The following is a 24,719-nucleotide window of genomic DNA, read 5'->3' as shown; positions in this document are numbered from 1 at the left end:
ACTTCTGAAGTTGCCGGCTGCTAGACAGCCGGCACGTCATCAGCGCCTCCTAGAAGGTTCTGGTCGACGATAGAGGGTGTCGGCGAGACATCAGGTCAACGGTCGGATCGTTCTCTTCACGGTCCGGCAGAAGAAACGAGTTTTCTTCGTTCGGTGCGGGGCCGATTCTTTCGGTTCTGCAATTTCACGAGTGGCCTCGCGGTCAAAGTGGAATCTGGTCCTGACGTGTTCGCCGACGCCCTCGTTCTCCTGAGGCCGGGGTATTGCCGGCATTTCCTTTCCATACATTGCCGATCTGATCGCGACGTGGCCGCGCTGCCGCTGTGCATTGCCCTGGGGCAGGCGAGGGTTGCGGCTTTGTCGTTGCGCGGCGTCCGTGCGCCGTTTCCCCATTTGCGGTGTCATCGCCCGGCTGCGACCGGCGATCGAGTACGCCGCGGCTCTCGATGGATGACTGGCGTCTCCGGAATACCGGGTCATCCGCCTGCCGCCTTCGCTGAAGCTTCGGCGTCCCAGGACCGCAAGCCCGGGCGGTGTCTTGGCGTAGCCGGGTCGCGGGTGACGACAAGACGTGGCGGAGTGTACGCCACAGCGCCCGCCACCGCGCGCGATGGTTATCGTTGTCCGAAAATCCCAAGGTAAACCGAATCTGACGAATTGCAGAAGTGCCTGCAAAGCGGAGGCTTTTTGCATTCTCCATGCGGGCGCCGGCGGCCCGCGTTTACGTCTGCTTCATCGCGATACTTAAACTGCCATTCAAATTTGCCCGCCATCATCGCCTCCAACAAGCCGGCAAACGGCATGGGGAGAGTTGAACGGCGCATGATCCCAGAAGGGATCACGCAGATCAGAGTTGGACGGGAGCCGCGCTCGGGGGAACGAGGCGGCATAAGAAAACAGGGGATGCGTTATGTTTCAGGGTACTTTCGATCTGGAGACCGCGACGCCGATCGACGCGAGCGCGCTGTCGGACGTGCTGTTCGAGCGCGGGATCTATTGGGCGAGCGGCCGCGCCGGCCTCGTCGATCTCGTCGCCGCGCACAAATGGTTCAACCTCGCCGCGCTGAAGGGCCGCAAGGACGCCGTCGCGCTGCGCCAGGAAGTCGCCGGGCAGATGTCGGACGCCGAGATTTCGGCCGCGCAGCGCGAGGCGAGGGCGTGGGTTTCCACCCACTGACCGGTTTACTCCGCCGTAGGGAACCGAACTGGCCGATTGGCGCGATTAGCGCCAAGGCGCCCTCACGATGAGATTTGGACGGCAAACGAGGCCGGCGCTTCGCCGGCGCAATGCCGGCGCCACATTTCGTCGAAGGCCCTTTCGATGTGTCGCGTCATGCCGACGGTATCGAAGAGAGGCCAAGAGGTCCGATGCGCCGCCAGCTTGCTCTTGAGGGCGGTTCGAAGTTCAGCATCGTGCGCGATGCGAAGCGCCAAAACCTCATATTCGTCCAGCGATCGCGTCACCAGCTCGGGCAGGCCGACAGCCTTCAGGAGACTGGCTGCAACACGTCCCGCAAAGGCAGTGCCGAGGCAGGTCAGGACCGGCAAGCCGGCCCAGAGGGCGTCGCTGGCCGTGGTATGGGCGTTGTAGGGCAACGTGTCGAGGAAGAGATCGGCGTGCCGGTGGCGCGCCAAGTGTTCGTAGGCAGGGACGGGTGGGGCGAACACGATCCTCTCGGCAGCGACGCCGCGCGCAACGGCTTCACGCCTCAGGTTCTCCCTGGCGATAGGGTCCCCATCAAGCAGCCAGAGGACGCTGCCTGCGGTCTTGGTCAGCAGCCTCATCCAGACATCGAACAGCACGGGCGTGATCTTGGACGCTCTGTTGAACGCGCAGTAGACGAATGCATCTTCCGGCAGTCCGACCTCGCTCCGGGCCGGACCATCTGGCAGGAGCGGTCGCCTCGCGTCGGTCGCCTGATAGCTGTCGGGGAGATAAACCACCTTCTCGGCGTAATACTTCTGCTCTGCTTCAGGGATGACGATCCTGTCGGCAATGACGTAGTCGATATATGACGCGCCCATCGTGCCGGGAAAGCCGAGATAGCTGACCTGGAGGGGAGCCGCCCGGCACGCAAGGATTTTCGGCCGCGCACCGGTGGTGAAGCCTCCCAGATCGACAAGAACATCAATGTCGAGCCGGCGTATCAGCTTGACCACGTCCTCGTCGGCAAGATCGCGGACATCTTCAAAGCGTTCGAATGCCGCCTTCAGGCGATTGCGCATTTCGCTGCGGTCATCCGGTCCGTAGGAGATGGCGCTGACCTCGAAGCGCTCGCGGTCGTGCTCCTCGAAAACTCCGGCCATCAAATTCGCGGTGGCGTGATTGCGATAATCGGCAGACAGATACGCGACCCGCAGCCGGGAAACCGGTGACGGCGCTCTGGGGATCGCGGCACCTTGGTCCGAAGCGACCTTGGCGACAAATGTCTTCGCACAGGTCAATTGATGTGCGGGAGACGACGAGGCATGAAAGAAGGTAAGAGGGTCGACCGCCACGCCGGATTCGACGGCCTCGTCCAGAGCGGCCTGTTCAGCTTCGAAACTGCGCCAGTCGGCACGCTGCCGCCTGGAACCAACGAGCTTGCTCAATGCGAACGGGAAAGCCTTGTCCAGCGCGACCGTTCTTTCGAGCGCCCCGATCGCTTCGTCGTGCCGACCCATCTGGGTAAGGACTTCAGACAAGAGGAAATGGTTCTGTGGATTCGACGGTCCGAGCTCGACGGCCCTTTGGTAGCTGTCATGCGCGTCGTCGAGCCGACCGAGCTGGTGAAACGCACTACCTCGGTTTGCGAACGCTGCGCTCGACGGCGCGATCGCAATGGCGCGATCAAATTCCGCGATGGCATCGTGAAGCTCCTTCCGTGCCATCAGGATCGCTCCGCGATTGAGATGCGCACCGGCGAAGTTCGGCGCCAGGGCAATCGCTTTCGCAAGCCAGCCGAGCGCATCGTCTGTCTTGTCCAATGCACGCAGCACGTTGGCATAGTTGAAGAGGACGTCGGGATTGCCGGGATCGACGCGGACAGCTTTCTTGAGCAATGGCTCGGCATCCGCGAAATTGCCGCGCTGTGCGTGCAACAGCCCAAGCATGTGGAGCGCGACGGGGTGCGTTCTGCTTCCCTTCAGGATCGCCGTGTAGGCCCGCTCCGCATCCGACACATTGCCCGCACGGTGCGCCGCAATGGCCTTGTCCAGAATAGTCGACGTATGGAGTGAGGAGGGGGCCGAAGCTCCCTTGTTGCGGCTTTGCTGCGACATGTGATTGGGTTTCTGGACCCCGTTGACGGGGCCGTGCCTTGGCGAATTGGTGCAAAAACTCTAGCCGCCTTTACCGGCGAGAACAACGGCCGCGCCGCTCGCGCTTCGAGGCACGAAACTATCGCGCTTGGGCCGAGATTTCGCGCGTGTCAGTCAGTCCCGCCCGGCCTTCTTCCATCACTGTCGGAGTTTCATGTGCAAAGAAACCCGCTCGTCCCAATTCTGCCGCTTGCAGCCCGCCGCCGTGTCGGGCATACCCGGCGCGTTGGAGACGTGGCCGAGTGGCTGAAGGCGGCGGTTTGCTAAACCGTTATAGGCTTGTAAAGGCCTATCGAGGGTTCGAATCCCTCCGTCTCCGCCAGATATATCCAATTGAAATGTCTTCCATTTTTCGCGGATTGGTCGCTCGCTCGGCGGCCCGGATGGGCTGAAGGGCAGAGCATCCCCGGCCTTGCCATCCCACATGGTCCGCGGCGGCTGGCTTGCAGGTCGGCGAATCGCCGTAAGGAAGTCCCGGAACCGTCAAATCCGGCTCTGCTGAGGTCCTCCCGGCCCAATATCCCCCTGCACCTTGCCTGAGAAAACATGGCGCCCGCCGTATGTTCAACCGAGCCGGCGTGAGCTACTTCACCGGTCTTTCGCTCGATTGGGCGAATATGGGCATGGTTTGGGTGCTGAGCGCGATGTCGGTCCATGGACGTAGTGGGACGCCGTGCAAGAGGTGGGTTCCCGTCGATGAAGAACATCGCTGCAATCTTCAACGAGGCGCTCTCGGCCCTCAATGCGCGCGATCTCAAGAAGGCCGAAGAGGGCTTCAGGCGGGTCATCAAGTCCGAGCCGTCGCATGTGCCTGCGCTCAACCTGCTGACAATCGTTCTCGTCAACACGAACCGGTTCGCCGAGGCCGAGCCATTCATCGCGCGCGCGGTCAAGCTCAATCAGGGATCGGATGTTTCCTTCTACAATTACGGGCTGATCGCGAAGCAGCTTGGCAAGCCCGCACTCGCGCACGAGCAATTCACCAGGGCCTTGCGGCTCAATCCAAATGTGCGCGAGAGCTGGAACAACCGCGGCGTGGCCAGCAACGATCTCGGCCAATACGAAGCGGCCATACCCGACTTCGACAGATCGATTGCCCTCGATCCGAACTATGCCGACGCTCATGCGAACAAGGGCAAGTCGCTGCTCGAACTCGAGCGCCATGCCGAGGCGTTGGCCGCCTATGACCGGGCGCTCTCCGTCAGGCCCGAACTGGCGGAAGCCTGGCTCGGCCGCGGCACGGCGCTGGCTCGTGGCGGGCGCCGCGACGAGGCTCTTGCCGCCTGCGACAGGGCACTCTCCATCAGGGGCGATCTGGCGGAGGGCTGGATCGGCAGGGGCAATGTCCTGTACGAGCTCAGGCGCCACGCGGATGCCGCCGCGTCCTACGACCGCGCACTCGGCATCGCCCCTGAATCGGCGGCCGCCTGGCTTGGCCGGGGCAACGTCAACGCGGATCTCAAGCGCTATGACGAAGCGCTCACGGCCTACGGCAAAGCACTCTCGATCAAGCCGGATTCGATCCAGGCCGTGGTTGGCCGCGGCAACGTCTTCACGGCCCTCAAGCGCCACGACGATGCCCTCGCGCTCTACGACGCAGTGCTCTCGAGCAAAGCGAATTCGGCCGAAGCCTGGCTCGGCCGCGGCAATGTCTTCCTGGATCTGCGGCGTCACGATGATGCGCTCGCCGCCTACGACAAGGCGCTCTCCATCGCGCCGGACCTGGCGGAAGCCTGGCTGGGCCGGGGCAACGTTTTCGCCGACGTCAAGCGCTACGGGGAGGCGCTCGACGGCTACGACAAGGCGCTGTCCATCAGGTCCGACCTGGCGGAGGCCTGGTTCGGGCGGGGGAATATCTTCGCCGACCTTCGTCGCCACGACGACGCGTTCGCGGCCTTCGACAGGGCGTTCTCGCTCAATCGCGGCCTGCCCGGGGTGGAAGGCGCGAGGCTCTACTCGAAGCTGAATTGCTGCGACTGGACAGAGATCGAGGCTGAAAGAACGCGCTTGATCGCATCCATTCGCGCGGGCGAGGGGGGCTGTCAGCCGTTTGCGCTGCTCTCGATTGCGGCATCGTCCGAGGACCAGCGACGAAGCGCCGATTTCTGGATCGAAAGGATGCTTGGTCTTGCCGCGCGCAAATCCGTCGACGCCGTCCCCGTTCAGGCCGACAAGATCCGCATCGGTTACTTGTCGGGGGATTTTCGCACCCATCCGGTCAGCTATCTGGCCGCAGGTCTTTTCGAGGCCCACGATCGCACCCGATTTGAAACGCATGGTTTCTCGATCGGCCCGACCGACGGCAGCGATCTGCGCGCGCGATTGGAGAGGAGCTTCGACCAGTTTACCGATCTCTTCGGGCGGAGCGATGATGAAGTCATGGCCTGCATCAAGGCGGCCAAAATCGACATCCTCGTGGACCTGATGGGGCATACGCTCGGAGCACGGCTTGCCGTCCTCGCGCAGCGGCCAGCTCCAGTTCTCGCAGGTTATCTCGGCTTTGCCGGCACCGTCGGCGGAGGATTGCTGGATTATGTGATCGCCGACGAGCGGGTCATTCCTGCCGAGGACCGCAAGCACTTTTCAGAGAAGGTGGTCTGGCTGCCGCATTGCTTCATGCCTCACGATGCCGAGGGACGCGCGATCTCGCCTGCCGGGCTCGACAGGCGAGCGCAGGGATTGCCTGCCGAAGGCGTCGTCTTCTGCGCTTTCAACAACGCCTACAAACTCAATCCTGCGACCTTTGGGAGCTGGATGCGCATCCTGAGGGAGGTCGACGGCTCCGTCATCTGGCTTTCCGATCTCCAGGATGTCGCAAAATCCAATTTGCGGAGAGCGGCCGAGGCAAGCGGCATCGATCCCCAGCGCCTGGTCTTTGCCACGCGCGTTGCCTCGACGGCGGATCATCTGGCGCGTCACGGCCTGGCAGACCTGTTCCTGGACGCGCTGCCGTACAATGCTCACACCACCGCAGGCGACGCTCTCTGGGCCGGCCTGCCCGTGCTGACGCTGGCCGGAGAAACCTATGCGGGCCGGGTCGCAGCCAGCCTGCTGCATGCGCTCGGATTGGCCGAACTCATCACGCATTCTCGCGATGAATATGAGGAACGCGCGATTGAACTGGCTCTAGATCGCGAGAAGCTCCGCGGCATCAGGGAAACGCTGGAAAAGCGTCGTCATACGATGCCGCTCTTCGATACGCCTCTGCTTGCCCGAAACCTGGAACAAGCGTTTGAGGCCATGGTTCGGCAGTATCGTGCCGGATTGCCGCCCGATCATATCGAGGTGTCCTCGGTACGATCCGTCTGATGGTTGGAACACCGGCCGATCGGTTGATCCGGATCGAGCCGCGAGCAGCCGATGCCGGGTTCTCGATGTTCCCAGCCGTGTTCCATGTGACTATTCGGCTTTTTGCCTGGAAGGAGCGGCCGCACGGAGTCGGCGGGGATTCGCGCGCTCGATTCGAGTGGGACGGAGGCGCAGCAGCGCCGTGGAGAGCGGTGCCCAAACCGGGGATTTTTCAAGGCGACTGGAACTTGAGAAATTTATCTATATATCTCAATCAGTTACACGGGCGCTTTGATCACAACTGCGTGTTATTTGTGCAACACCCATCGGAAAACACGCGTTGGAGGCCCGGTCCGAAGCGTTCTTTTGTTGTGTGTGCAAAGACGTTCAGTAATTGTGACTGAGCGACGGAGGGGGGCATCCCGAGGTCGTCCCGTTCTAGGTGGTTCGCTTAAGTCCCTCGCGTTTCAGCGGGTGTGTCCGAAGGCGCGAAGCGGCTAAGCGGTGGTTACAAGGGACAAGGGAACCAACCTTAGGGTGTTTCACCCAGCGGATCCGGAACCTTCCCTATAGAGCAAACTTGGAGGTTTACCATGAACTTTAAGAGCCTTTTGCTCGGTACGGCGGCGGGTCTGATCGCCGTTGGCGGAGCTCAGGCAGCCGATCTTCCCGTGAAGGCCAAGGCGGTCGAATACGTGAAGATCTGCTCCCTGTACGGTGCCGGCTTCTACTACATTCCGGGCACTGACACCTGCATCAAGTTCAGCGGCTACGTCCGCGCGGACATGCTGGGGAACACGAACAGCGACTACGGCATTGGCCAGGGCGCTCCCGGCGGTGCAAACAACCGTCTGGACAACTACTTCCAGAGCCGCGCTCGTATGGACTTCAACGTCGATACGCGGACGGCGACCGAGTATGGCGTGGTGCGCACCTACGCCGATATGATCTTCTCCTGGGATAGCCAGGCGACCACCGCCAGCAACCCGTCGGCGTTCTCGACCGGCTCCGCTACGCTCGGCCTCTACCATGCGTTCATCCAGTTCGCTGGTTTCACCTTCGGCCGCACGGTCTCGATCTTCGACACGCCGTGGCAGAGCTATCCGGCTGGCGGTCCCGACTTCCTTCCGGGCGGCAGCAACAACGTGACCGGTGTGAATCAGGTCGCCTACACGGCTGATTTCGGCCAGGGCATCACCGCTTCGGTGGCGTTGCAGGATCTGACGACCGCCGCAGGTGGCCAGTCGAACCTCTATAACGCCAGCATCACTGCTGGTGGTCTCAGCGGCTTCACTTCGGCTTCGGCTGCTGGTGCTGCCTTCATCCAGGGCATCTACGGCACGAACGATTGGGGTGGCACGCGTACGCCCGACATCGTCGGTGCGGTTCGCGTCGACCAGGCTTGGGGTCTCGCCCAGGTGTCGGTTGCCGCGCACGAACTCCACACGGCCTACTACGGCACGACGGAACCGTCCGGCCATCCCGACGACAAGTGGGGCTTTGCGGTGCAGGGTGCCTTGTCGATCAAGAACATCCCGACTGGTGCGGGTGACTCGATCAACTTGCAGGCCGTCTACACCGACGGTGCGACCCGCTACAACTTCCAGAGCCTGATGCCGCAGAACATGTACATCTACGGTGGCAGCGGCATCGCCTATCAGAGCCTCGGCTTCGTCGGTATGGCTGACGGCGTCTTCGGTACCGGTACCGGTATCGACACCGTCAAGACCTGGGGCTTCCGTGGTGGTTACGTCCACAACTGGTCTCCGAACTGGGCTTCGTCGATCTACGGTGCTTACGCTTCGCTTCGCTACGGCGACACGGGCAAGGCTCTGATCTGCGCCAACTTCGTCGCCGCCTACGGCGCCGCCACTGCCACGTGTAACCCCGACTTCAACCTCGCGGTTGTTGGCGGCAACGTGGTCTGGACCCCGGTCAAGAACCTGGCCTTCACGGCCGACCTGAGCTACGTCTGGCTCGACCAGAAGTACTCGGGCACGATCTCGGGTGCGGCCACGGCGAATGCCGCGGTTGCGAAGCCCGCAGCCACCTACGAGCTGAAGGATCAGGGCAACCTCCAGTTGCTCCTCCGCGCTCAGCGCAACTTCTAAGATCGGTCGTCTAACTGATCAGCGAACCCCGGCAGGAAACTGCCGGGGTTTTTCTTTGTGGGTCTCGCGGAGACCGTCTAAAAGGCAGATCGTTCGTCTGCACGCGGTACGGGAGTTTCTGAGCGTGAATTTTTCGAGGATCTGGAGACGGGTGCTGAGCGTGCTGGGCGCGGCATCCATGGTCGCTGCGCTCACCCCGTTTTTCGCGCCGGCGGCTGCTGAACCCTTGGATCCCCGCTATCCCGTGTGCCTCCAGAAATGGGAGTGGGGCGGCAGCAGCAGGATCTACTGCAGCTACCTGTCATGGGAAGATTGCAGGGCTTCCGCGATGGGGTTGTCGGCGATGTGCCTGGCCAACCTTATTGGTCCCCGCCGGATTCAGCCGGTCCGGCTCGCGCTCCCCGCGGCCGGTCCACTCCGGCCGGGTGAGAACCGAAATCCTCTGCGGAATCGGGCCCCGCAGTTCCGTGCGGTCTGACCGCTCAACGAGAGCGATCAGACTACCATCTGGGTCCCTTCCACTCCTGGAAGGCGTAGGTTGGATTCAAACCGCAGGAATCGATTGTGCCCGAAGCAGTCGCCATACACTGGCTGTAGGTGGAAAACAGGCAGTTGCCAGGGTATCCCCAACGCCGTCCTTGCAGGCAATAACGATCCTGAATGCCGGTTGCCTGCGGCTGGGAATGGTGACGATTCTTGCCGTGGGCGGGCGAGCCGGCAACGACCAAGCCGGACAAGACCACGGCTGCGAACATGGGCACACCGACCACGCGGGACATGAGATCTCTCCGGGTTCGTGAGGGCTAACCAACAGCTATTGGTGGGGCTTGTTCCAGCCCTATCGCGAGGCCGTCCGCCCCGTCACGACATTCTACACCGAAGCCTTGCTGCATCGCTGCCACAGCTCAGGACCAAGCCGGGTCCCGCTATTCGACGCTGCCGGTGCCGCGGCGCAAATCGGCCTCGATCTGCAACCGCGTGCCGCCGCCGAAGCGGGCGCGGTAGACCTGAAGGTTCTCCATGATCCGCTGCACGTAGTTGCGCGTCTCGGAGAATGGAATGAGCTCAACCCAGTCCACCGCATCGACCTTGGGGTCGCGCGGATCGCCGTACCGGTCGACCCACTTCTTCACGCTGCCGCGGCCGGCATTGTAGGCGGCAAAGGTCATGATGTAGGAGCCGCGATAATCCTCGAGCAGGCCGCCGAGCTCGGCCGAGCCGAGCGTGGCGTTGTAGACCGAATCGTTCTTCAGCCGCCCGAGATCGTAAGTCGCGCCGTGCCGCTTGCAGACATAGCGTGCGGCGTCCGGTGTCACCTGCATCAGCCCATAGGCCTGCGCCGGCGAGACCACCGAGGGATTGAACGCGCTCTCCTGCCGCGCGATCGCATAGACGATGCTGCGCTCGACCTCGGGGCCGATCGGCGTGAACTGCGGGATGCCGTTGACGGGATAGGCGTAGAAGTCGAACGGCAGGCCGCGGTTGAGCGCGGCCTTGCCGAGCAGCAGCATGCCGCGCGCGTCGCTGTGGCGCTGGGTCAGCTCGCCGAGGCCGGCAAGCGCCTCGGGATCTCCGTTCTCGCCCATGTCGGCGAGCATGGGCACCGCCATCTCGCGTTCGTCGAGCTCGTAGAGCAGCTGCGCGGCGCGCACGATCTCCAGCCGTTCGGCGCCGCGGCCGCGCGGCTGGCTGTTGAGCTCGATCTGCGGCAGGCCGAGCTTGGCGCGCGCGAGCTGGCCGTAATAGCTCGTGGACTGCTCGGCCGCCCGCGCATAGGCATTGCGCGCCTCCTGCTGACGGCCCGCCGCTTCCGCGGCGCGGCCCTGCCAATAGCCGGCGCGCGCCAGCGTGGTCGGATTGACGCTGCCGACGCCGATGCGGGCAAAATGCTGGGTGGCGGTGGCGGGATCGTTGAGGAAGCGCAGCGCGATCCAGCCGGCCGTGAACTCCTGCTCGGTCTTGTAGATGTCGCGCGAGGGCAGCGCCGCATCGCGCGCGATCAGATAGGCGCTGCGGAATTCCTCGGTGTCGATCATCTTGCGCGCGAGCAGGCGCCGCTCGATCCACCATTCGTCGAGATTGTAGAGCCGGTTCGGATCCTTCGGCGCCGACAGCATGAGCTGGGCGGCTTCCGCAAACTTCTCCTCGCGGCGCAGGAGCTGGATCTTGCTGAAGATGAAGCCGGGATCGTTGTGCAGCTCGCGCGGCACCGCGTCGAGCAGGGCGCGCGCGTTCGGCGCCTTCTTGACGGCGGCGATGCGGGCCTTGGCGAGCGCGACATAGCCGGCGCCGAGACGTTTTGCGGCGCGCAGTGCGGCCTCGTTCTCGCTGCCGTAGAGCAGGGTGTCCATCCGCGCCTTCTGATCGCCCGGCGTCAGCAGGGCGCCGAACTGGTCGAGCGCGTTGTTCTCGGTGTCCTCCGACATCGGATCACTGCGCCAGGCCTCGCGCACCAGCCGCTCGGCATTGGCGCGGTCGCCGCGCGCCAGCATCGCCTTGGCGAGCGTGAAGCGGCCCTTGGCGGACACTGGGGATTCGTTCTCGAACCACGACCACGCAACTGAATCGTCGCGCCTGTCGTCCCACATCGCAGCCTCGAGGCGGCGGCGCAGGAAGGTCTGCGACGGCCAGCTCGGATTGGCGGAGAGAAAGGCACGGTAGCGCTCGACGGTCGCGCCATTGTCCTCGCTGCGCAGGATGATCCATTCCGCGAGCTTTCGCGCGACGGGATCCGAGATCGTGGCCGCGGCATTGGCGGCGTCGCCCGCCTTGCGCTTGCGCACGAGGTCGATGACGCTCTCCAGCGTGTCCTTGTCGGCTTGCGACGTCGACGAGGTCGCCGCGACCGCGGCCGGCGTGACCGGCTTGCGAGGTGCCGCGTGCTGGCGGGTCGCCGGAGCTAGCACGGGAGCTGCGATCGGTTTGGCGGCCGGAGCGGCGGCAGGTCTGACGGTGGCCGTCGCGGCCGGCGCGGGTGCGGCTTTGGGGAGTGAGCCGTTGGCGGTCGGCTGCGATTTTGGCGCGGGCGCCGCTGCCGCAGGCTTGGGCTTGTTCTTGGCGGATTCCTTGGCGGGTTCCTTGCCAGCATCCTTGCCGGCATTCTGGACAGGTTTCTTCGCGGCATCCTTGGCCGGGGCGCCAGCCGTCCCCTTGCTCGCGCCCTTCGCTGCGTCCTTGGCGGTTCCCTTGGTAGTTTCCTTGGGAGTTTCCTTAGTAGTTTCCTTGGCCGATCCTTTGCCAGATCCCTTCGCGGCGTCCTTGGCGGCTGGCTTCGCGGTGTCCTTGGCCCCTTCCGCGGGCGTCTCATTGGACTTGGCCCAGGCGGCGCAGCCGACCGACAGGCCTGCCATCAGGCACGCGACCAGACCGGCAGATCGCCATGTGGCACGAGGAAATGAGGTCACGGCGTTTCGTCGCCCCGAATCAGTCAAGTGGCTCAAGATCTAGCTGAATTTGATTGAATATGCGGACAAAATACCAACAGCCGCTTACCGCGGGCGGGTTTGCACCATCACCGCGGCAAAATCGCGGCCTAAACGGTGCGTCGCACGGGAGCGGCCCTTTTACCGGCGGGATAGACCCGATATGAATGGCGCTTGCTCTCAAAACTCGCCGCGTACGGAGGAAGTCCATGGCAGCCAAGACGAAATTCCGGGGGTCGTTCACCGCCTTGGTCACGCCGTTCAAGAACGGCTCGCTCGACGAGGCGGCGTTCCGCTCCCTGGTCAACTGGCAGATTTCCGAGGGCACCAACGGCCTGGTCCCGGTCGGCACGACGGGCGAGAGCCCGACGCTCAGCCATGACGAGCACAAGAAGGTCGTCGAGTGGTGCATCGAGGAGGCCAAGGGCCGCGTGCCCGTGGTTGCCGGTGCCGGCTCCAACGCGACCAAGGAGGCGATCGAGCTGGCCCAGCACGCCGAGAAGGCGGGCGCGGACGCCGTGCTGGTGGTGACGCCCTACTACAACAAGCCGACCCAGGAAGGGATGTACCAGCACTTCAAGGCGATCAACGATGCGATCGGGATTCCGATCATCATCTACAACATCCCGCCGCGCTCGGTGATCGACATGTCGGTCGACACCATGAAGCGGCTGTGGGAGCTGAAGAACATCGCCGGCGTCAAGGACGCCACCGCCAGCATGGTCCGCGTGTCGCAGCAGCGTGCGGCGATGGGCGAGGATTTCAACCAGCTCTCGGGCGAGGACGCGACCATCCTCGGCTACATGGCCCATGGCGGCCATGGCTGCATCTCGGTGACCTCGAACGTCGCGCCGCGCCTGTGCTCGGAGTTCCACATCGCCTGGCAGAAGGGCGATCACGCCACCGCGCTGAAGCTGCACGACAAGCTGATGCCGCTGCACAACAACCTCTTCATCGAGAGCAATCCGGCGCCGATCAAGTACGCGATGTCGCTGCTCGGCAAGCTCGACGAGACGCTGCGGCTGCCGATGGTGCCGGTGTCCGAGCCGACGCGCGTTGCCGTGCGCAGCGCCATGGTGCACGCCGGCCTGATCAACTGACGCGGTAGCCTTTCCGGGGAACCTTTCATGGGCGGGGTCGACGAAAAGGGCAGGCGGATGCTCAAGGAGTTCCGCGAGTTCGCCATGAAGGGCAACGTCGTCGATCTCGCGGTCGGCGTCATCATCGGCGCGGCCTTCGGCGCCATCGTGACTTCCCTGGTCGGCGACGTGATCATGCCCTTGATCGGCGCCGTCACCGGCGGCCTCGACTTCTCGAACTACTTCACCCCCTTGTCGGCGAAGGTCAACGCCACCAACTTAGCAGATGCTAAAAAGCAAGGCGCGGTCTTGGCTTGGGGCAGCTTCCTCACGCTGACGATCAACTTCATCATCATTGCCTTCGTGCTGTTCCTGGTGATCCGCGCCATCAACACGCTGAAGCGCAAGGAGGAGGCGGCTCCGGCCGCTCCGCCGAAGCCGTCGGCCGAGGTCGAGCTGCTGACCGAGATCCGCGATCTCCTCAAGAAGTCTTGACGCGCACGCTTCACCCAAACTGTTAGCGTCCGCGCGTATCTCACTCAGGTTTGTCTGCCAGGTTTTGAAGGTAATGGCTGATAAGAACGAACGACCGATCAAGGTCATGGCGGAAAATCGCAAGGCCCGCTTCAACTATGCGATCGAGGATACGATCGAGGCGGGCATTGCGCTGACCGGCACCGAGGTCAAGTCGATCCGCAACGGCAAGAGCACGATCGCGGAATCCTACGCCGACTCGAAGAACGGCGAGATCTGGCTGATCAACGCCACCATTCCCGAATACCTCCAGGGCAACCGCTTCAACCACGAGCCCAAACGGCCGCGAAAGCTGCTGCTCCATCGCCGCCAGATCAACAAGCTGATCGGCGCGGTGGACCGCGAGGGCATGACGCTGATCCCGCTCAAGCTCTACTTCAACGAGCGCGGCCGCGCGAAATTGCAGCTGGCGGTTGCAAAGGGCAAGAAGCTGCACGACAAGCGCGAGACCGAGAAGAAGCGCGACTGGAGCCGGGAGAAGGGCCGCCTGCTGCGGGCGAGGGGATAGCGGGATGAATCAGAAGAACCTGCTCGAGGTCGACTGGAGCAAGATTCCGGCGCCGGCCGATGACGGCGGCGCCGCGCATCTGCCGGGCATGACGCTGCCGGCGATCGGCCTGCTCGCGACCGACGACAGATCAGTGGTGCTGTCGGCGCTCTCCGGCCGAACCGTGGTGTTCGCCTATCCCCGCACCGGCGAGCCCGGCAAGATCTCGCTGGTCGACGATTGGGACATGATCCCGGGCGCGCGCGGTTGCACGCCACAGACCTGCGCCTTTCGCGACCTGTTCGCCGAGCTGAAGGCTGCCGGCGCCGCTCATGTGTTCGGCCTCTCGACCCAGAGCAACGCGTACCAGACCGAGATGGCCTCGCGCCTGCATCTGCCGTTCCCGGTGCTGTCGGACGAGAAGCTGGCGCTGACGCGCGCCCTCAATCTGCCGACCATGGAGGTCGCAGGCCTGACGCTGATCAAGCGCCTTGCGCTGATCATCGACGACGCCAAGGTCTCGCATGTGTTCTATCCGGTGTTTCCGCCCGACCGGAACGCCGGCGATGTCCTGGACTGGCTGAAGGCCAATCCCGCCAAAGGCTAATCGAGGTCGGCCTTCACCTTCGCGAACACGCACCGGAACATGTCCGGCGTCAGCACGCCGGTGTTCGTGTTGTAGCGCGAGCAGTGATAGCTGTCGTAGAGCCTGAACGCGCCGGCCTGGTGCACCGCGCCGTGGCCGAAAGGGGCTTGCGAGCCCTTCAGATTCAGCGGCTTGAGCACGGTGTCGTGCGCAATCCGTCCGAGCGCGACGATCGCGCGCAGGTTCGGCATCGTCGCCAGATTCGCCGCGAGAAACTGGCGGCAGGTGTTGATCTCGGCGGGCAGCGGCTTGTTCTGCGGTGGAACGCAATGCACGGCATTGGCGATGCGGCAGTCGACCAGCTTCAGCCCGTCGTCGGGACGCGCCTGATAGGTGCCCTTGGCAAAGCCGTATTCGAGCAGCGTGGCGTAGAGCAGGTCGCCGGCATAGTCGCCGGTGAAGGGACGGCCGGTGCGGTTGGCGCCCTGCATGCCCGGCGCGAGGCCAACGATCAGGAGACGCGCCTTGATGTCCCCGAAGGGCGCGACCGGGGCGTTATGCCAGGACGGCTCGCGCGCGCGGTTCGCCTCGCGAAAGGCGGCCAGGCGCGGACAGAGCGGACAGTCACGATCGGGGACGAGGGTGGGGGGCTGGCGGCCTGACCGGGCCGCCTCACTCCTCAAAGTCGTCATCGCCCCTCGGCGCCATCGTGGTCGCGCGCTGGAGGAATTGCGGGGCGTGGTGGCGGGCCTCGCGCTCGCCGCGATCGCGCGGGGCGGGGCGTTCGGACGGGTCGCGACCGAGTTTGGACTGCAGCTCGACGAGGTCGGTGAAGACGTCGGCCTGGCGGCGCAGCTCGTCGGCGATCATCGGCGGCTGGCTGGCGATGGTCGACACCACCGTGACCCGCACGCCGCGGCGCTGGACGGCCTCGACCAGGGAGCGGAAATCGCCGTCACCGGAGAACAGCACCATCTGGTCGATGTGCTCGGCGAGCTCCATGGCGTCCACGGCGAGCTCGATGTCCATGTTGCCCTTGACCTTGCGGCGGCCGGAGGCGTCGATGAACTCCTTGGTCGCCTTGGTGACGACGGTGTAGCCGTTGTAGTCCAGCCAGTCGATCAGCGGGCGGATCGAGGAGTATTCCTGATCCTCGATGATGGCGGTGTAGTAGAAAGCCCGCAACAGCGTCCCGCGGCTCTGAAACTCCTTCAGCAGGCGCTTGTAGTCGATGTCGAAGCCCAGAGTTTTCGCCGTCGCGTAGAGATTGGCCCCGTCGATGAAGAGCGCGATCTTGTTGGTAGGAGAAGGTGACATTCAGTTTGCTCGCGAAGTGCTCGTGATTGATCGTTTATTGTTGGCGCGGCAGCGGGCCGCGCAGTTCTAGAGTGCCGCCGAAACCCGTCGAAACCGCAAATCCGGAGAAGTCGGGGCAATCAAGGTATAGTTATGGCGAACTTTCAAACACCCGGGACCGCCCTCGACGGCAGTCCTGGAAATCGCCCATCCCAGCCCCAATGTGGGGGTAGCAGAGCCATTTGGCGAGGCCAAATCACAAATTGGCCTTGCGAAATTGTCTTGGCCCCTATAACTAGCCCCAATCATCCACATATTTCGTCCCACCCACAACGGAGCGACAGTCCATGGCTCGCGTCACCGTAGAAGATTGCATCGACAAGGTCGATAACCGGTTTGACCTGGTCCTGCTGGCCGCCCACCGTGCCCGCATGATTTCGTCGGGTTCACAACTAACGGTTGACCGCGATAACGACAAGAACCCTGTTGTGTCTTTGCGTGAAATTGCGGACCAGACCATCTCTCCGGAGGACCTCCGCGAGGAGCTGGTGCACTCGCTCCAGAAGTTCGTCGAGGTCGACGAGCCCGAGCCCGACACGGTGCCGCTGATCGGTTCCGCCGGCGCCAGCGTCGATGCGGACGACACCGAAGTTGCCGTTGAGCGCATGACCGAAGAGGAGCTCCTGAAGGGCCTCGAAGGCCTCGCGCCGCCGGAAGAGCAGCCCGAGGAAGACGAGTAGATCGTCCCGTCGCAATCGTCGAATTCTTGTGATCTTATCAAGGGCCCGAACCTGTGTTCGGGCCTTTGCTTTTGTTGGCGTTTTCGTGGTTACCATAGTGTTGCCGGTTCGCGCCGCGCACCTGTCACCGAATTGATCGGACGCGCGCGGGATCGGAGCTAAGATGTATACAACGGGCCGCCTTGAGGTCCGTTTGAAGGCAGGACGGCATGGTGTATCGACGCCGCAGACCAACGCAGATGCAGGCCGCAACCGAATCGGTTGCCGTGGCCCCGACTGCGCCGGTGGCGCGCCCGGCCAAGCCGCGTGCGCGCATGATGCGTCAATATGACCTCGTCGAGCGCGTCAGGTCCTACAATCCCAACACCAACGAAGATCTGCTGAACCGCGCCTATGTCTACGCCATGAAGGCGCACGGCTCGCAGACGCGGGCCTCGGGCGATCCGTATTTCTCGCACCCGCTCGAAGTGGCGGCGATTCTCACCGACCTGAAGCTCGACGACGCCACCATCGTGGCTGCGCTGCTGCACGACACGATCGAGGACACCGAAGCGACGCGGGCCGAGATCGACCAGATCTTCGGGCCCGAGATCGGCGCGCTGGTCGAGGGCCTGACCAAGCTGAAGCGGCTGGAGCTGGTGTCGCGCGAGGCCAAGCAGGCCGAGAACCTGCGCAAATTGTTGCTGGCGATTGCCGACGATGTCCGCGTGCTCCTGGTGAAGCTCGCCGACCGCCTGCACAACATGCGCACGCTGGAATTCGTGCCGACGGAATCGCGCAGGCGCATTGCCGAGGAGACGCTCGACATCTACGCGCCGCTCGCCGGGCGCATGGGCATGCAGGAAATGCGCGAGGAGCTGGAGGATCTGTCCTTCCGCACGCTCGACCCCGAGGCCTATTCGGTGGTGATGCAGCGGCTCGACGCGCTCGCCGAGCGCAACCGCAACCTGATCGGCGAGATCGAGGCCCAGCTCTCCAACAATCTGCGCCACCGGGGCCTTGGCGCGCGGGTCTATGGCCGCCGCAAGAAGCCGTTCTCGATCTGGACCAAGATGGAGCGCAAATCGGTCGGCTTCGAGCAATTGTCCGACATCTTCGGCTTCCGTGTCGTCGTCAACGACGTCGAGGCCTGCTACCGCGCGCTCGGCATCGTCCACACCACCTGGCCGGTCGTGCCTGGGCGTTTCAAGGACTACATCTCGACGCCGAAGCAGAACGACTACCGCTCGATCCACACCACCGTGATCGGTCCGGGCAACCAGCGCGCCGAGCTCCAGATCCGCACCGAGGCGATGGACCAGATCGCCGAACGCGGTATCGCCGCGCACGTGTTCTACAAGGAAGGCGCGGGCTCGCCGACCGAGTTCCTCAAGCGCGAATCCAACGCGTTCGCCTGGCTGCGCCACACCGTCGGAATTCTCTCGGAGAGTGCCAACCCCGAGGAATTCCTCGAGCACACCAAGCTCGAGCTGTTCCACGACCAGGTGTTCTGCTTCACCCCGAAGGGCAAGCTGATCGCGCTGCCGCGCCACGCCAACGTGATCGACTTCGCCTATGCGGTGCATACCGACGTCGGCAACAGCGCGGTGGGCTGCAAGATCAACGGCAAGTTCTCGCCGCTGTCCTCGGAGCTCCAGAACGGCGACGAGGTCGAGGTGCTGACCTCGGAGGCGCAATCCGCGCCGCCGTCCGCCTGGGAGACGCTCGCGGTCACCGGCAAGGCGCGCGCCGCGATCCGCCGCGCCACACGCACCGCCGTGCGCGACCAATATGTCGGTCTCGGCCGGCGCATCGTCGAGCGCCTGTTCGAGCGCGCCAAGATCGAATACGCCGACGACAAGCTCAAGGGCGCGCTGCCGCGGCTTGCGCGTACCTCGATCGAGGACGTCATGGCGGCCGTGGGGCGCGGCGAGATCAAGGCCTCCCACGTCGCGCGCGCGATGTATCCCGACTACAAGGAGGAGCGCGTCGCCCGCTACGGCATCAAGAAGGGCCTCGCCGCCAAGCTCAAGGAGAAGGCGGCCTCCGAGCCGCCGCGCAGCCCGGTCGCGATCCCGATCCGCGGCATCAATTCCGACCTGCCGGTGAAGTTCGCGCCGAACGGCGGCGCGGTGCCCGGCGACCGCATCGTCGGCATCGTCACGCCGGGCGAGGGCATCACCATCTATCCGATCCAGTCGCCCGCCCTGAAGGATTTCGAGGAGGAGCCGGAGCGCTGGCTCGACGTGCGCTGGGACATCGAGGACACCGCGCCGCAGCGCTTCCCGGCCCGCATCAGGGTCGAGAACGTCAACGAGCCCGGCGCGCTCGCGCAGATCGCGACCGTGATCGCCGAGCACGACGGCAACATCGACAACATCAGCATGCAGCGCCGCTCGCCTGACTTCACGGAGACGACGATCGATCTCGAAGTCTACGACCTGAAGCACCTGAGCGCGATCCTGGCCCAGTTGCGCGCGAAGGCGGTCGTCGCCCGCGTCGAACGTGTTAATGGATGAACTCCGTCGTTGCCGGGCTTGACCCGGCAACCCATCTCTTCGAAGAGGATGGATGCGCGGGTCGGGCCCGCGCATGACAAGTTGAGAAATGTCACCTTCGTGAGCCTTGCAATGCCTGTTTCTCCGCTCCGCCTCGGCGTCAATGTCGACCATGTCGCGACCCTGCGTAACGCGCGCGGTGGCCGCAATCCCGATCCGGTGCGCGCCGCGCTGCTGGCGATCGAGGCCGGCGCCGACGGCATCACCGCGCATCTGCGCGAGGATCGCCGGCACATCCGCGACGATGACATGGCGCGGCTGAAGGCCGAGATCTCCAAGCCGCTCAATTTCGAGATGGCGGCGACCGACGACATGATGCGCATCTCGCTCGCCACCAGGCCGCATGCGGTGTGCCTCGTGCCGGAGCGCCGGCAGGAGGTGACGACCGAGGGCGGACTGGACGTGGTCGGCCAGCACAATGCGCTCGCGCCCAACATCGCGCGGCTGAACGATGCCGGCATCCGCGTCTCGCTGTTCATCGCCGCCGACCCCGCGCAGATCGAGATGGCGGCACGGCTGCGTGCGCCTGTCATCGAGATCCACACCGGCGCCTGGTGCGACGCCGTGGTCGACGGCCACACCGAGAAGGCCGAGGCCGAATGGCAGCGGATCGTCGCGGGCGCGAAGCTGGCGAAGGAAGCGGGGCTGGAGGTTCACGCCGGCCACGGGCTCGACTATGCGACGGCGGAGACGATCGCGGCACTGCCCGAGATCATGGAGCTCAACATCGGCTACTACATGATCGGCGAAGCCTTGTTCGTCGGTCTTGCCGAGACGGTGCGCAGCATGCGCGCGGCGATGGACCGCGGACGGAGCCGGGCATGATCATCGGCATCGGCTCCGACCTGATCGACATCACCCGCGTCGGCAAGGTGATCGAGCGCCACGGCGAGCGTTTCCTCGACCGCATCTTCACCGCGGCTGAGCGGGCCAAGGCGGAGCGGCGCGCCAAGAACGAGAAGATGGTGGTGGCGACCTACGCCAAGCGCTTTGCCGCCAAGGAGGCCTGCTCGAAGGCGCTCGGCACCGGGATCAGGCGCGGCGTCTGGTGGCGCGACATGGGGGTGGTCAACCTGCCGGGAGGACGGCCGACCATGCAGCTGACCGGCGGCGCCCTGGCTCGGCTCCAGGCCCTGACGCCTGCTGGCTTCGAGGCGCGGATCGACCTGTCGATCACCGATGACTGGCCGCTCGCACAGGCCTTCGTCATCATTTCAGCCGTTCCGCTGGCCAAGTCCTGACCGCTCCGGGATAATTTTATAATTCTTATTGGAAATCAATAGTTTACACAGTTTTGATGCGATCCTTGATTGCGTGGCCTCCGACAACCGTCTAAAAGTCCGCGGACGCAAATCAGGCTGGGTGAATTCGGCTTTACGCCGGAATTGGCCCTCACTATCAGAATCAGGACAATCTCCTTGGGCCGCGAAGCGATGGGCTGTTCGCGGGAGGAGGGCGCTCTGTGACCGCCGGCCGGAATTGAGAGAGCAATGAGCGTGACTTCGGGAACGAAAACTGAAAGCGGCGTCGGCGAAACGATCCGGGTCGTGATCCACGCTCTCCTGATCGCGCTCGTGATCCGCACCTTTCTGTTCCAGCCCTTCAACATCCCGTCCGGCTCGATGAAGGCGACGCTGCTGGTCGGCGACTATCTCTTCGTCTCGAAATATTCCTACGGCTATAGCCACTACTCGATCCCGTTCTCGCCGCCGCTGTTCTCGGGGCGGCTCTGGGGCTCGGACCCGAACCGCGGCGACATCGTCGTGTTTCGCCTGCCCAAGGACGATTCCACCGACTACATCAAGCGCGTGATCGGGCTTCCCGGCGACCGCGTCCAGATGAAGGACGGGCTGCTCTACATCAACGACACCCCGGTCGAGCGGCAGCGCATGAGCGAATATGTCGGCGAGGATCCGTGCGGCTCCGAAGGCGGCGGCATCTCCCGGGTGAAGCGCTGGAAGGAAACGCTCCCGAACGGCGTGTCCTATGAGACGCTGGATTGCGCCGACAACGGCTACATGGACACCACCAACGTCTACACGGTGCCGGCAGGCCATTTCTTCATGATGGGCGACAACCGCGACAATTCCACCGACAGCCGCTTCCTCGGCCAGGTCGGTTATGTGCCGCAGGAGAATTTGATCGGCCGTGCCCAGATGATCTTCTTCTCCATCGCCGAAGGCGAGCATGCCTGGATGTTCTGGCGCTGGCCGTGGGCGGTGCGCTGGAATCGCTTCTTCAAAATCGTCCGATGAAAGACGAAGCCAAGGACATCGCGACCCAACCTATCGAGGCGCAAGCCGCTCCTGAGGGCGAAGCTGCACCGAAGACGCCTGCGAAGAAGAAGCGGGTACGCAAGGCCAAGGCGACTGACGCGAATGCGGCACTCGAGGCGCGCATTGGTTACAGCTTTGCGGATCCGAACCAGCTGATCCAGGCGATCACGCATGTCTCGGCGCTGAAGTCCGGGCGCAAGCGCGGCGACAGCTATCAGCGGCTGGAATTCCTCGGCGACCACGTGCTCGGGCTGGTCGTTTCCGACATGCTCTATCACGCGTTCCCGAACGCCGACGAAGGCGAGCTGTCCAAGCGGCTCGCCGAACTGGTGCGCAAGGAGAGCTGTGCCGACGTCGCCAAGTCGCTCGGGCTGCTCGACGACATCAAGCTCGGTTCGGTCGGTCCCAGCGCCGACGCCCGCCTGCGCAAGAGCGTGCTCGGCGACATTTGCGAAGCTGTGATCGGCGCCATCTTCCTCGACGGCGGCCACGCGGCGGCGGCCGAGTTCGTCAAGCGCAACTGGACCGAGCGCATGCACAAGCCGCGGCGTCCCTTGCGCGATCCCAAGACCGTGCTCCAGGAATGGGCGCAGGGGAAGGGGCTGCCGACGCCGGTTTACCGCGAGGTCGAGCGCACCGGCCCGCATCACGATCCGCAGTTCCGCGTCGCGGTGGACCTGCCGGGACTGGCGCCGGCCGAGGGCATCGGCGGCAGCAAGCGCGCGGCAGAGAAGGTGGCGGCCTCGGTGATGATCGAACGTGAAGGCGTTGGCGGCGGCAATGACGGTTGAAGCAAGCGGCGAGGCGCCCGCTGCGACGCGCTGCGGCTTCGTTGCGCTCATTGGCGCGCCGAATGTCGGCAAGTCCACGCTGGTCAACGCGCTGGTCGGGGCCAAGGTCACGATCGTCTCGCGCAAGGTGCAGACCACGCGCGCGCTGATCCGCGGCATCGTCATCGAGAACAACGCGCAGATCATCCTGGTCGACACGCCCGGCATCTTCTCGCCCAAGCGCAGGCTGGACCGGGCCATGGTCTCGACCGCCTGGAGCGGGGCGCGCGACGCCGATCTCGTCTGCGTGCTGCTGGACGCCAAGACCGGCATCGACGAGGAGGCCGAGGCGATCCTCGCCAAGGCGGCAAGCGTCAATCACGAGAAGATCCTGGTGATCAACAAGGTCGACCTGGTCCAGCGCGAGAAGCTGCTGGCGCTGGCGCAGGCCGCCAACGAGCGCATGCCGTTCGCCAAGACCTTCATGATCGCGGCGATCTCCGGCGACGGTGTCGATGATCTCAGGGATACGCTTGCCGAGATGGTGCCGCCGGGACCGTTCCTCTATCCCGAGGACCAGATGTCGGACGCGCCGATGCGGCACTTGGCGGCCGAGATCACGCGCGAAAAGATCTATCGCAAGCTGCACCAGGAATTGCCCTACCAGTCCACGGTCGAGACCGACAAGTGGGAGGAGCGCAAGGACAAGTCGGTGCGGATCGAGCAGACGATCTTCGTCGAGCGCGAAAGCCAGCGCAAGATCGTGCTCGGCAAGGGCGGCGCCACCATCAAGTCGATCGGCGCGGACTCGCGCAAGGAGCTCGGTGAGATCCTCGGCGTGCCGGTGCACCTGTTCCTGTTCGTCAAGGTGCGCGAGAACTGGGGCGACGATCCCGATCGCTATCGCGAGATGGGCCTGGAATTTCCCAAAGAATAAGCAAGAACAGATCGGTATCCGATGAGCGTGCCCACGAACGTCCGGCGCTTCGAAGCGCTGCTCTATGCGTCGTTGATGCTGGATGCGCTGTCAGTGGCGGTGCAGGACCGCACGCCCAATGCCGAGATGACCGAGCAGATGATCATGACGGCGACGCTGCTCGCCGGCGGCATGATCCTGCTGCTGGTCTATTTCGTCTGGTTGGCTGCGCATTGGCGCAAGAACTGGCCGCGCTGGGTGCTGGCCGCGGCCCTGGTGCTGTCGGTGATCTCGCTCGGCCAGATCATCGGCGAGAAGGGCATGGAGCTCGACAGCGCGATCGAGATCGTCTCCTGCGTGCTGACCACGATGGGCCTGTATTTCTCCTTCAGCGGCGACGCGCAGGGCTGGTTCAACGCCTGAGTTCTGGTGTCCCGGACAAGGTGCGGCGCGTGAGCGCTGCGCCGCAGAGCCGGGATCCAGTCGGTGCGGAGCGATGGGCCCCGGCTCGGCAACGCGTCGCTTGAGCGCCGCGTTTTGTCCGGGGCACGAGTGAGTGCGATCGGCGCTGAAATCCTGTAAGCTTCACCCCATGGAATGGACCGACGAAGGCATCGTGCTGGGTGTGCGGCGGCATGGCGAGAGCAGCGCCATCGTCGAGCTGCTGACGCGCGCGCATGGCCGCCATCTCGGTCTCGTGCGCGGCGGCGCCGGCTCGCGGATGCGGCCCTTGCTGCAACCGGGCAACAGCGTCAGCGCGGTGTGGCGGGCGCGGCTCGACGAGCATCTCGGCACCTACGCGGTCGAGGGCCTGAAGCTGCGTGCGGCCACGCTGCTGGCATCGTCCCATGGCGTCTACGGCGTCACCCATCTCGCCTCGATTGCGCGGCTCCTTCCCGAGCGCGATCCGCACGAGGAGATCTTTGCGCTGCTCGAACATTCGCTCGACGATTTCGACGACATCGGCAGCGCCGCCGTCCACGTGATCCATTTCGAGCTGGCGATGCTCGCCGAGCTCGGCTTCGGGCTCGCGCTGGACAATTGCGCGGTGACCGGGGAGACCACGGACCTGATCTACGTTTCGCCGAAATCCGGCGGTGCGGTGTCGCGCGGCGCGGGCGAGCCATGGCGCGACCGGCTGTTGCGCCTGCCGCCGTTCCTGCGCCGGGGCGAAGCCGCGAGCGAACTCACCGACCAGGATCTCCAGGACGGTTTTCGGCTGACCGGATTGTTCCTGCTGCGCCACGTGCTGGAGCCGCGCGGACAGGTCCATTCCGACGCGCGGGCCGGCTTCATCAATGCCTTGATGCGGCAGCAGGCGAGGGCGGCGATCCCGGCGCCATGACGTCAGCGCGCCTCTGTGTTGCCTGATCAGAC

22 protein-coding genes and 1 tRNA gene are annotated in these 24,719 nt (G+C 64.3%); 18 read left to right on the top strand and 5 right to left on the bottom strand.

The features are described from left to right. The first annotated feature begins 910 nt into the window (after nt 1-910). Entirely contained in the window at nt 911-1,177 is a 267-nt protein-coding gene (locus tag XI09_RS43115; protein WP_027547175.1) for a hypothetical protein, read from the top strand. 62 nt (nt 1,178-1,239) lie between these two features. Here XI09_RS43115 and XI09_RS43110 read toward each other — a convergent pair whose 3' ends face one another. Further along, the gene (locus XI09_RS43110; protein WP_271572366.1) at nt 1,240-3,261 is read right to left on the bottom strand and encodes an O-linked N-acetylglucosamine transferase, SPINDLY family protein; all 2,022 of its coding nucleotides are present in this window, start codon (nt 3,259-3,261) and stop codon (nt 1,240-1,242) included. A 267-nt stretch (nt 3,262-3,528) separates the two neighbouring features. Here XI09_RS43110 and XI09_RS43105 point away from each other — a divergent pair. The 4 genes from XI09_RS43105 to XI09_RS43090 all read left to right on the top strand — a co-directional run bounded on the left by XI09_RS43105 (nt 3,529) and on the right by XI09_RS43090 (nt 9,177). Then, nucleotides 3,529-3,622, top strand: a tRNA-Ser gene (locus XI09_RS43105). A 374-nt stretch (nt 3,623-3,996) separates the two neighbouring features. Beyond that, on the top strand, nt 3,997-6,609 hold the full coding sequence (locus XI09_RS43100) for a tetratricopeptide repeat protein (RefSeq protein ID WP_271572365.1): 2,613 nt from the start codon (nt 3,997-3,999) through the stop codon (nt 6,607-6,609). Nucleotides 6,610-7,181: 572 nt separating this feature from the next. Next, complete coding sequence (locus tag XI09_RS43095) at nt 7,182-8,699, top strand: porin (RefSeq protein ID WP_271572364.1); 1,518 nt, start codon at nt 7,182-7,184, stop codon at nt 8,697-8,699. Nucleotides 8,700-8,877: 178 nt separating this feature from the next. Further along, nucleotides 8,878-9,177, top strand: a complete 300-nt coding sequence (locus XI09_RS43090; protein ID WP_271572450.1) for a DUF3551 domain-containing protein — start codon at nt 8,878-8,880, stop codon at nt 9,175-9,177. Nucleotides 9,178-9,199: 22 nt separating this feature from the next. Here XI09_RS43090 and XI09_RS43085 read toward each other — a convergent pair whose 3' ends face one another. Together XI09_RS43085 and XI09_RS43080 are read right to left on the bottom strand one after the other, a co-directional pair. Next, complete coding sequence (locus XI09_RS43085; RefSeq protein ID WP_271572363.1) at nt 9,200-9,478, bottom strand: DUF3551 domain-containing protein; 279 nt, start codon at nt 9,476-9,478, stop codon at nt 9,200-9,202. A 147-nt stretch (nt 9,479-9,625) separates the two neighbouring features. Then, entirely contained in the window at nt 9,626-12,049 is a 2,424-nt protein-coding gene (locus tag XI09_RS43080) for a lytic transglycosylase domain-containing protein (RefSeq protein ID WP_271572449.1), read from the bottom strand. A 281-nt stretch (nt 12,050-12,330) separates the two neighbouring features. On the opposite strand from XI09_RS43080, the gene dapA reads away from it, so the two are divergent. From dapA to XI09_RS43060, 4 genes are all read left to right on the top strand, one after another. Continuing rightward, a complete protein-coding gene (dapA, locus tag XI09_RS43075; RefSeq protein WP_271572362.1) occupies nt 12,331-13,221 on the top strand; it encodes a 4-hydroxy-tetrahydrodipicolinate synthase in 891 nt (296 codons plus the stop codon). Nucleotides 13,222-13,278: 57 nt separating this feature from the next. After that, nucleotides 13,279-13,695, top strand: a complete 417-nt coding sequence (gene mscL / locus XI09_RS43070; protein ID WP_271572448.1) for a large conductance mechanosensitive channel protein MscL — start codon at nt 13,279-13,281, stop codon at nt 13,693-13,695. A 73-nt stretch (nt 13,696-13,768) separates the two neighbouring features. Next, a complete protein-coding gene (gene smpB, locus XI09_RS43065) occupies nt 13,769-14,242 on the top strand; it encodes an SsrA-binding protein SmpB (RefSeq protein WP_011087830.1) in 474 nt (157 codons plus the stop codon). 4 nt (nt 14,243-14,246) lie between these two features. Continuing rightward, complete coding sequence (locus tag XI09_RS43060) at nt 14,247-14,828, top strand: peroxiredoxin (protein WP_271572361.1); 582 nt, start codon at nt 14,247-14,249, stop codon at nt 14,826-14,828. On the opposite strand, the gene XI09_RS43055 is transcribed toward XI09_RS43060, so the two are convergent. Together XI09_RS43055 and XI09_RS43050 are read right to left on the bottom strand one after the other, a co-directional pair. Beyond that, entirely contained in the window at nt 14,825-15,499 is a 675-nt protein-coding gene (locus tag XI09_RS43055; protein WP_271572360.1) for a uracil-DNA glycosylase, read from the bottom strand. The two genes, XI09_RS43060 and XI09_RS43055, sit on opposite strands and share 4 nt — an antisense overlap. Continuing rightward, nucleotides 15,480-16,124 (bottom strand): LabA-like NYN domain-containing protein, encoded by a 645-nt coding sequence (locus tag XI09_RS43050; protein WP_011087827.1) that lies wholly within the window; start codon nt 16,122-16,124, stop codon nt 15,480-15,482. Before XI09_RS43050 ends, XI09_RS43055 begins: the two co-directional genes overlap by 20 nt. Nucleotides 16,125-16,450: 326 nt before the next feature. Here XI09_RS43050 and rpoZ point away from each other — a divergent pair, with 326 nt between their 5' ends. The 9 genes from rpoZ (at nt 16,451) to recO (ending at nt 24,687) form a co-directional block, all read left to right on the top strand. Then, a complete protein-coding gene (gene rpoZ, locus XI09_RS43045; RefSeq protein ID WP_027522935.1) occupies nt 16,451-16,843 on the top strand; it encodes a DNA-directed RNA polymerase subunit omega in 393 nt (130 codons plus the stop codon). Nucleotides 16,844-17,052: 209 nt separating this feature from the next. After that, nucleotides 17,053-19,341 (top strand): RelA/SpoT family protein, encoded by a 2,289-nt coding sequence (locus XI09_RS43040; RefSeq protein ID WP_271572359.1) that lies wholly within the window; start codon nt 17,053-17,055, stop codon nt 19,339-19,341. Between the two features lie 111 nt (nt 19,342-19,452). Continuing rightward, nucleotides 19,453-20,205, top strand: coding sequence for a pyridoxine 5'-phosphate synthase (locus XI09_RS43035; RefSeq protein ID WP_271572358.1), 753 nt, complete (start codon nt 19,453-19,455; stop codon nt 20,203-20,205). Then, nucleotides 20,202-20,621 carry a holo-ACP synthase gene (gene acpS / locus XI09_RS43030; RefSeq protein WP_271572357.1) on the top strand — a complete coding sequence of 140 codons (420 nt, stop codon included), beginning with the start codon at nt 20,202-20,204 and terminating at the stop codon, nt 20,619-20,621. The genes XI09_RS43035 and acpS overlap by 4 nt, the downstream gene beginning before the upstream one ends. 249 nt (nt 20,622-20,870) lie before the next feature. Then, a complete protein-coding gene (gene lepB / locus XI09_RS43025) occupies nt 20,871-21,635 on the top strand; it encodes a signal peptidase I (protein ID WP_011087823.1) in 765 nt (254 codons plus the stop codon). Continuing rightward, on the top strand, nt 21,632-22,447 hold the full coding sequence (rnc, locus tag XI09_RS43020; protein ID WP_027547163.1) for a ribonuclease III: 816 nt from the start codon (nt 21,632-21,634) through the stop codon (nt 22,445-22,447). Before lepB ends, rnc begins: the two co-directional genes overlap by 4 nt. After that, nucleotides 22,437-23,363 (top strand): GTPase Era, encoded by a 927-nt coding sequence (gene era, locus XI09_RS43015; protein ID WP_271572356.1) that lies wholly within the window; start codon nt 22,437-22,439, stop codon nt 23,361-23,363. Before rnc ends, era begins: the two co-directional genes overlap by 11 nt. Nucleotides 23,364-23,384: 21 nt before the next feature. Continuing rightward, nucleotides 23,385-23,765 carry a hypothetical protein gene (locus XI09_RS43010; protein WP_011087820.1) on the top strand — a complete coding sequence of 127 codons (381 nt, stop codon included), beginning with the start codon at nt 23,385-23,387 and terminating at the stop codon, nt 23,763-23,765. Nucleotides 23,766-23,934: 169 nt separating this feature from the next. Continuing rightward, entirely contained in the window at nt 23,935-24,687 is a 753-nt protein-coding gene (recO, locus tag XI09_RS43005) for a DNA repair protein RecO (RefSeq protein ID WP_271572355.1), read from the top strand. Nucleotides 24,688-24,719 lie beyond the last annotated feature (32 nt).

The sequence above is a fragment of the Bradyrhizobium sp. CCBAU 11386 genome (genome assembly GCF_028128955.1).
In the GTDB taxonomy this organism is placed as follows: domain Bacteria; phylum Pseudomonadota; class Alphaproteobacteria; order Rhizobiales; family Xanthobacteraceae; genus Bradyrhizobium.
Note: the sequence above shows the minus strand (reverse complement) of the source record. Positions and strands in the feature narration are given on the sequence as shown.